This is a genomic window from Streptomyces sp. NPDC012827 (genome assembly GCF_042900905.1).
Taxonomy (GTDB): Bacteria; Actinomycetota; Actinomycetes; order Streptomycetales; family Streptomycetaceae; genus Streptomyces; species Streptomyces gulbargensis.
Genome location: NZ_JBIBBY010000001.1, coordinates 152,482 through 164,996 on the forward strand (window position 1 = coordinate 152,482; position 12,515 = coordinate 164,996).

15 protein-coding genes and 5 tRNA genes are annotated in these 12,515 nt (G+C 71.6%); 5 read left to right on the top strand and 15 right to left on the bottom strand.

Annotation, left to right across the window (positions count from 1 at the left end):
- Nucleotides 1-66 precede the first annotated feature (66 nt).
- Together thiD and ACFY60_RS00670 are read right to left on the bottom strand one after the other, a co-directional pair.
- The gene (gene thiD, locus ACFY60_RS00665; protein WP_388607959.1) at nt 67-867 is read right to left on the bottom strand and encodes a bifunctional hydroxymethylpyrimidine kinase/phosphomethylpyrimidine kinase; all 801 of its coding nucleotides are present in this window, start codon (nt 865-867) and stop codon (nt 67-69) included.
- Entirely contained in the window at nt 864-1,826 is a 963-nt protein-coding gene (locus ACFY60_RS00670; RefSeq protein WP_309050100.1) for a thiamine-phosphate kinase, read from the bottom strand. The genes thiD and ACFY60_RS00670 overlap by 4 nt, the downstream gene beginning before the upstream one ends.
- 233 nt (nt 1,827-2,059) lie before the next feature.
- On the opposite strand from ACFY60_RS00670, the gene ACFY60_RS00675 reads away from it, so the two are divergent.
- Entirely contained in the window at nt 2,060-2,293 is a 234-nt protein-coding gene (locus tag ACFY60_RS00675; RefSeq protein ID WP_017947604.1) for an Lrp/AsnC family transcriptional regulator, read from the top strand.
- Between the two features lie 23 nt (nt 2,294-2,316).
- A complete protein-coding gene (locus ACFY60_RS00680; RefSeq protein ID WP_388608182.1) occupies nt 2,317-2,814 on the top strand; it encodes a DUF3515 domain-containing protein in 498 nt (165 codons plus the stop codon).
- Nucleotides 2,815-2,878: 64 nt separating this feature from the next.
- On the opposite strand, the gene ACFY60_RS00685 is transcribed toward ACFY60_RS00680, so the two are convergent.
- The 3 genes from ACFY60_RS00685 to ACFY60_RS00695 form a co-directional block, all read right to left on the bottom strand.
- Nucleotides 2,879-4,018 (bottom strand): D-alanine--D-alanine ligase family protein, encoded by a 1,140-nt coding sequence (locus ACFY60_RS00685; RefSeq protein WP_388607956.1) that lies wholly within the window; start codon nt 4,016-4,018, stop codon nt 2,879-2,881.
- Nucleotides 4,019-4,134: 116 nt separating this feature from the next.
- Nucleotides 4,135-5,136, bottom strand: coding sequence for an NAD(P)H-dependent glycerol-3-phosphate dehydrogenase (locus ACFY60_RS00690; protein WP_309050097.1), 1,002 nt, complete (start codon nt 5,134-5,136; stop codon nt 4,135-4,137).
- Nucleotides 5,133-5,885 (bottom strand): lysophospholipid acyltransferase family protein, encoded by a 753-nt coding sequence (locus ACFY60_RS00695; protein ID WP_388607954.1) that lies wholly within the window; start codon nt 5,883-5,885, stop codon nt 5,133-5,135. The genes ACFY60_RS00690 and ACFY60_RS00695 overlap by 4 nt, the downstream gene beginning before the upstream one ends.
- Before the next feature lie 126 nt (nt 5,886-6,011).
- On the opposite strand from ACFY60_RS00695, the gene cofC reads away from it, so the two are divergent.
- Together cofC and ACFY60_RS00705 are read left to right on the top strand one after the other, a co-directional pair.
- On the top strand, nt 6,012-6,659 hold the full coding sequence (gene cofC / locus ACFY60_RS00700; protein WP_388607951.1) for a 2-phospho-L-lactate guanylyltransferase: 648 nt from the start codon (nt 6,012-6,014) through the stop codon (nt 6,657-6,659).
- Between the two features lie 10 nt (nt 6,660-6,669).
- Entirely contained in the window at nt 6,670-6,879 is a 210-nt protein-coding gene (locus tag ACFY60_RS00705) for a hypothetical protein (RefSeq protein ID WP_309050094.1), read from the top strand.
- 114 nt (nt 6,880-6,993) lie between these two features.
- On the opposite strand, the gene ACFY60_RS00710 is transcribed toward ACFY60_RS00705, so the two are convergent.
- The 4 genes from ACFY60_RS00710 to leuC form a co-directional block, all read right to left on the bottom strand.
- Complete coding sequence (locus ACFY60_RS00710; protein WP_388607949.1) at nt 6,994-7,698, bottom strand: HU family DNA-binding protein; 705 nt, start codon at nt 7,696-7,698, stop codon at nt 6,994-6,996.
- 143 nt (nt 7,699-7,841) lie between these two features.
- Nucleotides 7,842-8,069: a hypothetical protein gene (locus tag ACFY60_RS00715; RefSeq protein ID WP_309050092.1), complete on the bottom strand. Its 228-nt coding sequence runs from the start codon at nt 8,067-8,069 to the stop codon at nt 7,842-7,844.
- 104 nt (nt 8,070-8,173) lie between these two features.
- Nucleotides 8,174-8,767: a 3-isopropylmalate dehydratase small subunit gene (leuD, locus tag ACFY60_RS00720; protein WP_388607946.1), complete on the bottom strand. Its 594-nt coding sequence runs from the start codon at nt 8,765-8,767 to the stop codon at nt 8,174-8,176.
- Nucleotides 8,768-8,772: 5 nt separating this feature from the next.
- Nucleotides 8,773-10,197 (bottom strand): 3-isopropylmalate dehydratase large subunit, encoded by a 1,425-nt coding sequence (leuC, locus tag ACFY60_RS00725; protein WP_388607943.1) that lies wholly within the window; start codon nt 10,195-10,197, stop codon nt 8,773-8,775.
- 140 nt (nt 10,198-10,337) lie between these two features.
- Between leuC and ndgR the strand changes: the two genes are divergently transcribed.
- The gene (gene ndgR / locus ACFY60_RS00730) at nt 10,338-11,054 is read left to right on the top strand and encodes an IclR family transcriptional regulator NdgR (RefSeq protein WP_005311436.1); all 717 of its coding nucleotides are present in this window, start codon (nt 10,338-10,340) and stop codon (nt 11,052-11,054) included.
- A gap of 123 nt (nt 11,055-11,177) precedes the next feature.
- Here ndgR and ACFY60_RS00735 read toward each other — a convergent pair.
- The 6 genes from ACFY60_RS00735 to ACFY60_RS00760 all read right to left on the bottom strand — a co-directional run bounded on the left by ACFY60_RS00735 (nt 11,178) and on the right by ACFY60_RS00760 (nt 12,497).
- Nucleotides 11,178-11,253, bottom strand: a tRNA-Glu gene (locus tag ACFY60_RS00735).
- An 18-nt stretch (nt 11,254-11,271) separates the two neighbouring features.
- Nucleotides 11,272-11,343, bottom strand: a tRNA-Gln gene (locus ACFY60_RS00740).
- 18 nt (nt 11,344-11,361) lie between these two features.
- Nucleotides 11,362-11,437: transfer RNA gene (locus ACFY60_RS00745), tRNA-Glu, on the bottom strand.
- Nucleotides 11,438-11,498: 61 nt separating this feature from the next.
- Nucleotides 11,499-11,571 (bottom strand) — tRNA-Glu (locus ACFY60_RS00750).
- Nucleotides 11,572-11,610: 39 nt separating this feature from the next.
- Nucleotides 11,611-11,682 (bottom strand) — tRNA-Gln (locus ACFY60_RS00755).
- A gap of 92 nt (nt 11,683-11,774) precedes the next feature.
- Entirely contained in the window at nt 11,775-12,497 is a 723-nt protein-coding gene (locus ACFY60_RS00760) for an HAD family hydrolase (RefSeq protein ID WP_388607941.1), read from the bottom strand.
- Nucleotides 12,498-12,515: the final 18 nt, after the last annotated feature.

Consider the following 12,515-nt stretch of genomic DNA (forward strand, 5'->3'; position numbering starts at 1 on the left):
CCGGTCCACCTCGGTGGACCGGCCTTTTGCCGTACCCGCTTCCGGTCCGGCCCTGCGGAAGTCCCGCTAGTTGCGGAAGCGCCAGCCGTGATCGACCGGGCCGATGCCCTGGCCCAGGGCGAAGCCGGCGGCGAGGGCGCCCGTCACGTACTCCTTGGCCTGCCGTACGGCCTCCGGCACCTCCAGGCCCTTCGCGAGGCCCGAGGCGATCGCGGAGGCGAGGGTGCAGCCGGTGCCGTGGGTGTGCCGGTTGTCGTGGCGCGGGGCGCGGAGCCAGTGCTCCTCGGTGCCGTCGGTGAGCAGGTCCACGGCCTCCCGGCCGGTGGGCAGGTGCCCGCCCTTGATCAGGACCCAGGCGGGTCCGTACGACAGGACCGCCTCGGCGGCCGTCCTCATGTCGCTCTCGTACACGACGTGCACGCCCGTGAGCTGTGTCACCTCGTCCAGGTTGGGCGTGGCGACCGTGGCGGTGGGCAGCAGGCGTTCGCGTACGGACTCCAGGGCGGAGGCGGCCAGGAGCGGGTCGCCGTGCTTGGAGACGCCGACGGGGTCCACGACGACGGGCACCCCGGGGGTGCCGGCGAGCAGCCCGGCGACGGTCTCGACGAGCGGGGCGGTGGCGAGCATGCCGGTCTTCACGGCGTGGACGCCGATGTCGTCCACGACGGCCCGGTACTGGGCGCGTACGGCCTCCTCGGGAAGCTCCCAGACGCCCTGGACGCCCCGCGAGTTCTGCGCGGTGACGGCGGTGAGGACGCTCATGCCGTGGACGCCGAGGGCGAGCATGGTCTTGAGGTCGGCCTGGATGCCGGCGCCGCCGCCGGAGTCGGATCCGGCGACGGTCAGCACCAGCGGCGGGGCGGTCACTCGGTCTCCCCGAAGTGGTCCCAGCCGCCCGCGCTGTGCCAGGGGGCGCCGTCCACGGTGACCTGGGGCAGCGCGGAGGGGTGGAGGACCTCTCCGATGACCTTCCAGCGGGCGGGGAGCTTCACGTCGGGCGGGAAGGTGGCCACGATGGCGTGGTCCTCCCCTCCGGTCAGCACCCACTGCATGGGGTCGACGCCGACGGCCTGGCCGATGTCGTTCATCTGGGTGGGGATGTCGATGAGCCCGGAGCGCAGGTCGATGCGGACCTTGCTGGCCTCCGCGATGTGGCCGAGGTCGGCGATGAGGCCGTCGCTGACGTCGCACATGGCGGTGGCGCCGAGCCCGGCGGCGGCGGGACCCGCGTGGTAGGGCGGTTCGGGCCTGCGGTGGGCCTCGACGAAGGCGCGCGGGGAGCGGAAGCCCCGGGAGAGGACCGCGTAACCGGCGGCGGACCAGCCGAGCCAGCCGGTGTAGGCGACGACGTCGCCGGGCTGCGCGCCGCCGCGGGTGACCGGGTCGTGGTTGCGGAGGTCGCCGAGGGCGGTGATGGAGACCATGATCGTGTCGCCGCGGACGACGTCGCCGCCGACCACCGCCGCGCCCGCGACCTGACATTCGTCGCGCAGGCCGTCCATGAGTTCGGTGGGCCAGGTGACGGGCAGTTCGGCGGGGACGACGAGGCCGAGGAGGAGCGCGGTGGGGACCGCGCCCATGGCGGCGATGTCGGCGAGGTTCTGCGCGGCGGCCTTGCGCCCGACGTCGTACGCCGTGGACCAGTCGCGTCGGAAGTGACGTCCTTCGAGGAGGATGTCCGTGCTGGCCACCACGCGCCGGTCGGGGGCGGAGACGACCGCGGCGTCGTCGCCGGGCCCGATCCGTACCGCCGGGGTGGAGGTGAGCCGGGACGTGAGCTCCCTGATGAGCCCGAACTCGCCCAGCTCTCCGACTGTGCCCTTCACCGCGTCTCACCTCGTGTCGTCGTGCCGGCCGGCGGGCGGCGGAGCGTCGTCGCGCACCGCGGGTCGCGGGCCGTCACCGTGCTGGGTACCGTCAAGTAGACCGTCAACTTCTGTCCTGTGTACGCCACAACCCGGACGCTTTGGATCACGTGGGTCTCCCCGCGGCCCGCGGCGACGCGATAACGTGGCGTCTCTTTCTCCCACACGATCCTCGTGGTCGCCCTGGAGGTTCCGTGGTACAGGCGTACATCCTTATTCAGACCGAGGTGGGCAAGGCGTCGACCGTCGCCGACACCATCTCCAAGATCCCGGGGGTGATCCAGGCCGAGGACGTGACCGGACCGTACGACGTCATCGTGCGCGCGCAGGCCGACACGGTGGACGAGCTCGGGCGCATGGTCGTCGCCAAGGTCCAGCAAGTGGACGGCATCACGCGCACGCTCACCTGCCCGGTCGTTCATCTGTAGCCCCCGTCTACGCTTGGCCGGTGATGTCTTCCCACCGGCCCTTCGGCCTGCCCTCCGCCCTGTCGGCCGCAGCCCTGCTGCTGACCGTCGCCGGGTGCGTCCCGTGGGACGCCGGGGCGTCCGTGGCGGTCCCCAGCCCGCCGGCGGCGGAGGCTGCCCTCTGCCAGGCACTGGCGAAGGAGCTGCCCGACACCGTGGCGGGGCTGGAGCGGACCGATCCCGATCCCGGCTCCGAGCTGACCGCCGGGTGGGGTGACGGTGCGATCGTACTGCGCTGCGGGGTCCCCCGGCCCGAAAAGATGAGCGATCCGAAGGCGCAGGGGGTCTCCGCCAACGGCGTCAACTGGATGCTGGAGCGTCCGGAGGGCGGCGGGACCCGGTTCACCTCCGTGTACCGCAGGACGTACGTGGAGGTGAGCCTGGACGAGCGGTTCGCGCACGACGCGGGGCCGCTCGCGGCGCTCGCGGAGCCGGTCTCCGCGACGATCCCGTGCGCGCTCGCGGCCGACGCGTGCTCCTGACACCGCCCGGACGTGCCCCGGGAGCCGGCCCCGCGTGCGCGGCCGGCTCCCGGGGACGGGGCGGCTAGCGCAGGCCCGTGGAGCGGGTCAGCGCGGCCTGGATCAGCCGGTCGACCAGCTCGGGGTAGCTGACACCGCTCTCCTGCCACATACGCGGGTACATGGAGATCGGCGTGAAGCCGGGCATCGTGTTGATCTCGTTGATGACGAAGTCGCCGTCCTCGGTGAGGAAGAAGTCGGCGCGGACCAGGCCCTCGCAGGAGACGGCCTCGTAGGCGGCGACGGCGAGGCGCTGGACCTCGGCGGTGGCCTCCTCGCCGATGGGGGCGGGCACGATCCCGGAGGCCGAGTCGATGTACTTGGCCTCGAAGTCGTAGAAGTCGTGGTCCGTGACGGCCGGGATCTCGGCCGGGACGCTGGCGCGCGGGCCGTCCTCGAACTCCAGGACGCCGCACTCGATCTCGCGGCCCCTCACGAGCGCCTCGACCAGGATCTTCGGGTCGTGGCGGCGGGCCTCCTCGATGGCCTCGTCGAGGCCGGAGAGGTCGTCCACCTTGGTGATGCCCATGGAGGAGCCGCCGCGGGCCGGCTTCACGAACAGCGGCCAGCCGTGGTCGGCGGCGAACTCGACGATCTTCTTGCGGGCGGCGGCCGGGTTCTGATCCCACTCGCGGGGGCGGACCACCTCGTACGGGCCGACGGGCAGGCCGTACGAGACGAAGATCCGCTTCATGTACTCCTTGTCCTGGCCGACGGCGGAGGCGAGGACGCCGGCGCCGACGTAGGGGATGCCGGAGAGCTCCAGGAGGCCCTGGAGGGTGCCGTCCTCGCCGTACGGGCCGTGGAGCATCGGGAAGACCACGTCGACCTCGCCGAGGGCCTTGGGGACGGCGCCGGGCTCGGCCAGGACGACCTCGCGGTTGGCGGGGTCGACGGGGAGGACGACGCCGCCCTCCTCGGACTCGGCCAGGTCGGCGACGTTCGGCAGGGCACGGTCGGCGATGGCCATCCGCTCCGGCGCGTCGGCGGTGAGCGCCCAGCGCCCGTCCGTCGTGATGCCGATGGGCAGCACGTCGTACTTGTCCCGGTCGATGGCGCTCAGGACGGCGCCGGCGGTGACGACGGAGATGGCGTGCTCGGAGCTGCGGCCGCCGAAGACGACGGCCACGCGCGGCTTGCGGGGGCTCTGGGTGTTCTCGCTCATATCGCGACGAGGGTACCCTGCTGCACCCGAACTCCTGAGCGCCCCGCTCCGCCCCCGCGCGTCCGGCCCAGCGGCGGGGGGCCGTTCGGCCGCGCCGGGCCGCCGGGCCGTACCGCTCAGCGGCGTTCGGGCTTGGCGGACCGCGACATCAGCTCCTTGAGGGCGACGATCGGCGGCTTGCCCTCGTGGACGATGGAGACGACGGTCTCGGTGATCGGCATGTCGACCCCGTGGCGGCGGGCCAGATCGAGCACCGACTCGCAGGACTTGACGCCCTCGGCGGTCTGCTTGGTGGCCGCGATGGTCTCCTGGAGGGTCATGCCCCGGCCGAGGTTCGTGCCGAAGGTGTGGTTCCGGGAGAGCGGCGAGGAGCAGGTGGCGACGAGGTCGCCGAGGCCCGCGAGACCGGAGAAGGTGAGCGGGTCGGCGCCCATGGCGAGGCCGAGGCGGGTGGTCTCGGCGAGGCCGCGGGTGATGAGCGTGGCCTTGGAGTTGTCGCCCAGGCCCATGCCGTCGGCGATGCCGACAGCGAGCCCGATGACGTTCTTGACCGCCCCGCCGAGTTCGCAGCCGACGACGTCGGTGTTGGTGTACGGACGGAAGTACGGGGTCATGCAGGCGGCCTGGAGCCGCTGGGCGACGCTCTCGTCGGCGCAGGCGGCGACGGCGGCCGCGGGTTGCCGGGCGGCGATCTCCTTGGCCAGGTTGGGTCCGGTGAGGACCGCCACCCGGTCGGCGGGCACGTCCGCGACCTCCTGGATCACCTCGCTCATCCGCTTGGCGGTGCCGAGTTCGACGCCCTTCATGAGGGAGACGAGGACGGTGCCGGGGGCGAGCGAGGGCGCCCAGGCGGCGAGGTTGCCGCGGAGGGTCTGGGAGGGGACGACCAGGACGGTGAAGTCGGCGCCCGCGGCGGCCTCGGCCGGGTCGGCGGTGGCCGTGATGCCCTTGGGGAGTTCGACGCCCGGGAGGTAGTCGGGGTTGACGCCGGTGCGGTTGATCGTGTCCGCGAGTTCGGCGCGCCGGCCCCAGAGGCTGACCTCGCAGCCCGCGTCGGCGAGGACCATCGCGAAGGCGGTCCCCCAGGATCCGTTGCCGAAGACGGCTGCCCTGGTCACTTGGCGCCTCCCCCGGCGGCCCTGCGCCGCTGCTCCAGACGGGCCTTGCGGTGGTCGTACGGTTCGGCGGGCGCCTTCTCGCCGCGGATCTCCTCCAGGAGCGCGGTGATGGCCGCCATGATGACCTCGGTGGCCTCGCGCAGCACCTCGGGCGTGGGCTCCAGGCCGTAGAAGCGCGAGAGGTCGACCGGCGGGCCCGCCTGCACCGTCAGCGTCTTGCGGGGGAACAGGCTGAGCTTGTTCTCCTTCGCGTACGGCGGCATCGCGAGGTTGGCGCCCCACTGGGCCACCGGGATGACGGGCACCTTGGTGAGCAGCGCGACCCGGGCGGCGCCGGTCTTGCCGGCCATCGGCCACATGGCGGGGTCGCGGGTGAGCGTTCCCTCGGGGTAGAAGGCGACGCACTCGCCGCGTTCGATGGCGTCGACGGCGGCCCGGAAGGCGTCGAGGGCGTTGGTGGTCTCGCGGTAGACGGGGATCTGTCCGGTGCCGCGGAGCATCGTGCCGACGAAGGAGCCCTTGAAGAGGGCGGCCTTGGCGAGGAAGCGGGGGACGCGCCCGGTGTTGTACTGGTAGTGCGCGTACGACAGCGGGTCCAGGTAGGAGTTGTGATTGACCGCGGTGATGAATCCGCCGTCGGCCGGAATGTGCTCCATGCCGCGCCAGTCCCGCTTGAACAGAACCACCAGGGGGGGTTTGGCGATGACCGCCGCGAGGCGGTACCAGAAGCCGATTCTGCGGCGGGGCACGCGGACACCTTTCTCCGGGTCTTGCTGGCAGGGGGTCAAGTGTCGCCCCATGCTCCTGCTCTGTCGAGGACACCGTACGCCCCGGGCCCCCGGCCGGACCGGGCGGGCGGGACAGAATGGGGTGCGATGAACACCGACGCCGACGACGGCTGGTCCCTGGTCGTCCCCCTGAAACCCCTGTCGCGGGCCAAGAGCCGGCTGACGCCCTCGGCGGGCGACCTGCTGCGGCCCCGGCTGGCGCTGGCCTTCGCCGAGGACACGGTGGGGGCGGCGCTGGCCTGCCCCCGGGTGCGGGACGTGACGGTCGTCACCGACGACCCGGCGGCGGGCGCGGCCCTGGCCGCGGTGGGGGCGCGGATCGAGCCGGACGTTCCGGGGGCGGGGCTCAACGCGGCCCTCGCGCACGGGGCGCGCACGGTCCGCCGGGGGCGGCCGAGGGCGCGGGTGGCGGCGCTCGGCGCGGACCTCCCGGCCCTGCGGCCGGCCGAGCTGGCGCTGGTCCTGGACGCGGCCGGACAATTTCCGCGGGCATTTCTCGCGGATGCCGCCGAAATAGGTACGACATTCCTCTCGGCCGCGCCGGGAGTGGAATTGGAACCGGCATTCGGGGGTCCGTCGCGGCTGCGGCATTTGTCCACGGGGGCGGTGGAAATCCGGCCGGCGGGGGTGGATTCCGTCCGCCGGGACGTGGACACGGGCGAGGATCTGGCGGCGGCCCGGGCGCTGGGGCTCGGCCCGCGGACGGCGGCCCGCTGGCTGCCGGTCGCCGGATAGGCTGCGGACCATGCAGGCGACCGCGTTCACGTACGACCCCGAGACCCGCACCGGAAGTGTGCTGCTCGACGACGGCACCCCGGTGGAGTTCGGGGCGGAGGCCTTCGAGGCGGGCGGGCTGCGGCTGCTGCGGCCGGGGCAGCGGGTGCGGATCGAGACGGAGCCGGGCACCGGCGGCGGGGCGCCGCGGATCACCTTGGTGACGCTGCAGACCTTCTAGGCAGGTCCGTGCCTTCCGGTCCTGCCGGGCGGTCCGGGCCGGGGCCCGCCAGGTCGCGCCGCGGGCCGGGCTCCCCGGTGGGAGCCCGGCCCGGCGGACGGACGTACCGCGTCCTTACTTCTTGGCGGCGGTCTTCTTGGCGGTGGTCTTGCGCGCCGTCGTCTTCTTGGCGGGAGCCTTCTTCGCGGTGGCCTTCTTGGCCGGAGCGGTGTTCTTCGCGGCGGTCTTCTTCGTCGCGGCGGCGGTGGGGGTGGCCGTCTTCTTCGCCGGGGTCGTCTTCTTCGCGGCGGTGGTGGCCGTCTTCTTGGCCGGCGTCGTCTTCTTCGCGGCGGCGGACGCGGTCGTCGTCTTCTTCGCGGGCGTCGTCTTCTTGGCCGCGGCGGTGGTGGCCGTCTTCTTCGCCGGGGTCGCCTTCTTCGCGGCGGCCTTCTTGGCGGTGGTGGCCTTCTTGGCGGCGGCCTTCTTGACGGTGGCCGAGGCTCCGCCGGTGAGGCTGCCCTTGGGGGCCTTCTTGACGGAGACCTCGCCGCCCTTGGGGAGCTTCTTCGACCCGCTGACCAGGTCCTTGAAGCCCTGACCTGCGCGGAAGCGGGGGACGGAGGTCTTCTTCACCCGGACGCGCTCACCCGTCTGCGGGTTGCGGGCGTACCGGGCGGGACGGTCGACCTTCTCGAACGAGCCGAAGCCGGTGACCGAGACCCGGTCGCCGGCGACCACGGCACGCACGATGGCGTCGAGCACGTGGTCGACGGCGTCGGCGGCCTGCTGGCGACCGCCCATCTTGTCGGCAATCGCTTCTACGAGCTGCGCCTTGTTCACGTCTTCCCCTTCGGAGACATTGCCAGAACGAAAGTGTTCAAGCTTTTTCGCACGTTAGGCATGTATATACCGCAAATCAAACACGAAACGGGCTAATCACCCTAGTGCCGCAACGCGGAAGACTCGTCGCGGAGTTCCTGGTGTCAGTCGTCCTCTGGGAATCGGCCCTCGTCGAGGTCCTTCATCAACCGGTCCAGACGCGCTGCCGCGTCCTTGAGATCGTGCTTCGCCGCGGCCGTGACGACCAGCAGCTTCCGGGACAGCGCCATCCTTACGCCCTCCGGGACTTGCAGTGCGCGCACCCTTGTGTGCGCTTCTTTCAATCGGGCGGCGACTGCCTCGTAGAGCTCGAGTTGGCTGTCGCGTTCCATGCACCGATTGTGCCATCTGGGGCGAGTTGTCGCCCGACAGGGTCTCAACAAGCGACTGCGCCCCCCACCGGAGGGTGGGGGGCGCAGTCTTGGAAAAGCGCTGCTCAGGCCGTAATTGTACGGGGCTTGAAGGACGGCCGGGCCGCCTCGTAGGCCGCGATGTCCGCTTCGTTCTGAAGGGTGAGGCTGATGTCGTCGAGGCCGTTCAGCAGGCGCCAGCGGGCGTTCTCGTCGAGCTCGAAGTCGGCGTCGATTCCGGCGGCGAGGACCTTGCGGCGCTCCAGGTCGACGGTGACCTCGGCGGTCGGGTCGGCCTCGGCCAGCTCCCACAGCGCGTCCACGGTCTCCTGCGGCAGGACGACGGTCAGCAGGCCGTTCTTCAGCGAGTTGCCGCGGAAGATGTCGGCGAAGCGGGAGGAGATGACGGCCTTGAAGCCGTAGTTCTGCAGCGCCCAGACGGCGTGCTCGCGGGAGGAGCCGGTGCCGAAGTCGGGGCCGGCGACCAGGACCGTGGCGCCCTGCCGCTCGGGGCGGTTGAGGACGAACTCGGGGTCCTTGCGCCAGGCCTCGAAGAGGCCGTCCTCGAACCCGTCCCGGGTGACCTTCTTGAGCCAGTGGGCGGGGATGATCTGGTCGGTGTCGACGTTGCTGCGGCGCAGCGGGACGGCCCGGCCGGTGTGCGTGGTGAAGGCTTCCATGGTTCTCAGACCCCCGCGGTGGTGGCGACGTCGGACAGATCGGCCGGGGAGGCCAGGTGGCCGAGGACGGCGGTGGCGGCGGCGACCTGGGGGGAGACCAGGTGGGTGCGGCCGCCCTTGCCCTGCCGGCCCTCGAAGTTGCGGTTGGAGGTGGACGCGGAGCGCTCGCCCGGCGCGAGTTGGTCGGGGTTCATGCCCAGGCACATGGAGCAGCCCGCGTGCCGCCATTCGGCGCCGGCCTCCTTGAAGACCTTGTCCAGGCCCTCCTCGACGGCCTGCAGGGCGACCCGCACCGAGCCGGGGACGACCAGCATGCGGACGCCGTCGGCGACCTTGCGGCCCTTCAGCAGCTCGGCGGCGTTGCGCAGGTCCTCGATGCGGCCGTTGGTGCAGGAGCCTACGAAGACGGTGTCGACGGTGATGTCGCGCAGCGGCTGTCCTGCGGTCAACCCCATGTATTCCAGGGCCTTTTCGGCGGCCAGGCGCTCCGAAGCGTCTTCGTACGAAGCGGGGTCGGGGACGTGCGCCGAAAGCGGCGCGCCCTGGCCCGGGTTGGTGCCCCAGGTGACGAACGGCGCGAGCCCGGCGGCGTCGATGACGACCTCGGCGTCGAAGACGGCGTCCTCGTCGGTCCGCAGGGTCTTCCAGTACGCGACGGCGGCGTCCCAGTCCTCGCCCTCGGGGGCGTGGGCGCGGCCCTTGAGGTAGGCGAAGGTGGTCTCGTCGGGGGCGATCATGCCCGCGCGGGCACCGGCCTCGATGGACATGTTGCAGATGGTCATCCGGGCCTCCATCGAGAGTTTCTCGATGGCGGAGCCGCGGTACTCCAGGATGTAGCCCTGGCCGCCGCCGGTGCCGATCTTCGCGATGATCGCCAGGATCAGGTCCTTGGCGGTGACGTCCTCGGGCAGCTCGCCGTCGACGGTGATCGCCATGGTCTTCGGGCGGGCCAGGGGCAGGGTCTGGGTGGCGAGCACGTGCTCGACCTGGCTGGTGCCGATACCGAAGGCGAGGGCGCCGAAGGCGCCGTGGGTGGAGGTGTGGGAGTCGCCGCAGACGACGGTGGTGCCGGGCTGGGTCAGGCCCAGCTGCGGTCCCACCACGTGGACGACGCCCTGCTCGACGTCGCCCAGGGGGTGCAGCCGCACGCCGAACTCGGCGCAGTTCTTCCGCAGGGTCTCCAGCTGGGCGCGGGAGACCGGGTCGGCGATCGGCTTGTCGATGTCGAGGGTCGGGGTGTTGTGGTCCTCGGTGGCGATGGTGAGGTCGAGGCGCCGCACCTGCCGTCCGTTCTGGCGGAGCCCGTCGAACGCCTGGGGGCTGGTCACCTCGTGCAGCAGGTGCAGATCGATGAAGAGGAGGTCGGGCTCGCCTTCGGCGCGCCGGACGACGTGGTCGTCCCAGACCTTCTCCGCGAGTGTCCTACCCATCGCTTTCCCTCCGGCCGGCGGCTGCGCCGACACCACTAGAGACCCGTTTCGCGAGCCGTTGTGCGGCCGCCCCACCAGAGTGACAAGATCCTCGGAAAATTGAACTTGCGTTTCACAGAGTGAGACGTGAATATCGTTGCATGGACAACTCTAGCGGCGTAGGCGTTCTCGACAAGGCAGCCCTTGTCCTGAGCGCCCTGGAGTCCGGTCCGGCCACCCTCGCAGGTCTGGTCGCGGCGACGGGACTCGCACGACCCACGGCACACCGTCTCGCCGTGGCACTGGAACACCACCGGATGGTGGCCCGCGACATGCAGGGCCGGTTCATCCTCGGACCGCGGCTCGCGGAGCTCGCCGCCGCGGCCGGTGAGGACCGCCTGCTCGCGACCGCCGGGCCGGTGCTGACGCACCTGCGCGACGTGACCGGCGAGAGCGCGCAGCTCTACCGGCGCCAGGGCGACATGCGCATCTGCGTGGCGGCGGCCGAGCGGCTGTCCGGCCTGCGGGACACCGTCCCGGTCGGCTCGACGCTGACCATGAAGGCCGGCTCGTCCGCGCAGATCCTGATGGCCTGGGAGGAGCCCGAGCGGCTGCACCGCGGCCTCCAGGGCGCCCGCTTCACGGCGACGGCCCTGTCGGGCGTGCGGCGCCGCGGCTGGGCCCAGTCGATCGGCGAGCGGGAGCCCGGCGTGGCGTCCGTCTCCGCGCCCGTGCGCGGCCCCTCCAACCGCGTGGTGGCCGCCGTGTCGGTCTCGGGCCCGATCGAGCGCCTGACCCGCCACCCGGGCCGTATGCACGCCCAGGCGGTCATCGACGCCGCCGCCCGCCTCTCCGAGGCGCTCCGCCGCAACGGCTGAACCGCCCCCGTCCCTCCTGTTCGTCCCGGCCCACCGCTTCAACGCCGCAGCGGTGGGCCGGAGTTGTGTGTCCCGACGCAGACAGCGAGAAAGCCCTCCCCCGAAGGGAAGGGCTTCCTCGTGTGGTACCCCCGACCGGATTCGAACCGGCGCTACCGCCTTGAGAGGGCGGCGTGCTAGGCCGCTACACAACGGGGGCAAGATCTCGATGGATCCGCTGGCCTACCTGGACTCGAACCAAGACTAACTGAACCAGAATCAGTCGTGCTGCCAATTACACCATAGGCCACTGGTGGTTTAGACCAGTTGGTACCCCCGACCGGATTCGAACCGGCGCTACCGCCTTGAGAGGGCGGCGTGCTAGGCCGCTACACAACGGGGGCCCTAGCGATCCTGCATCGAGATCACCGGGTGCGACCCTGGTGATCCCGCGGGAAGGATCTGTACCCCCGACCGGATTCGAACCGGCGCTACCGCCTTGAGAGGGCGGCGTGCTAGGCCGCTACACAACGGGGGCTTTGTGGAATCATCCACGGTTGCAGATGAGCTCTGCGAGCTGGCCTACCTGGACTCGAACCAAGACTAACTGAACCAGAATCAGTCGTGCTGCCAATTACACCATAGGCCACCGGGGCGCCTTCCCCACCAGGGGGCTCTTGCTCGGCTTGCGCTTTCCGGGTTCTTGCCTTTCGGCTTGCTCCCCTCGGCGCAGGAAGAACATTACCCGAAGGTGGACCGGGCTCCAAAACGGGTATGCCCGCCGAGCAGCGCGGGGAGCTGGTGGAGGTCCGTGATGCGGCGGAGCTCGGGGCGCCCGCCGGTGCCCGCGCGGTCCAGCCAGATCCCCACGAGTCCCGCCTCCACGGCGCCCCGGGCGTCGATGTCCGGCTGGTCCCCCACGTACGCCACCTCGTGCGGGGGCAGGCCCAGGGCCGTACAGGCGGCGTGGAAGGCTTCCGGGGCCGGCTTGGCCACCCCGAGCTCCGCGGCGCACAGGACGGCCTCGAAGCGGTCCCGGATGCCGAGGAGCCGCAGCTTGCGCTCCTGGTTGTGGATGCTGGAGTTCGACAGGACGGCGTGACGGTAGTCACGGGCCAGCAGGTCGAGCACGGGAACGGTGTCCGGGAAGAGGCTCCAGGCGGCCTCGTAGTGCCGCACGTACCGGTCGAACCAGCCGTCGGCCTCGCCGGCGGTCAGCTCGGGCCTGCCGAGGAAGTCCCTGACCCGGTCCCGCCGCTGCTCGCGGAAGTCGCCGCCCTCGGTCTCGAAGCGCCGCCAGTGCAGGGTGGTCAGCTCGCGCCAGCGGTCCAGGGCCGCCTCGGCCGTGTCGTAGGACGCGAGGAGTCCCTCGGCGGCCAGGTGGTCGCGCATGCCGCGGGTGTCCGCGGTGGCGTAGTCGAAGATCGTGTCGTCGATGTCCCAGAGCACCGCGCGGATCGTCATGGAACGACGGTACCCCCG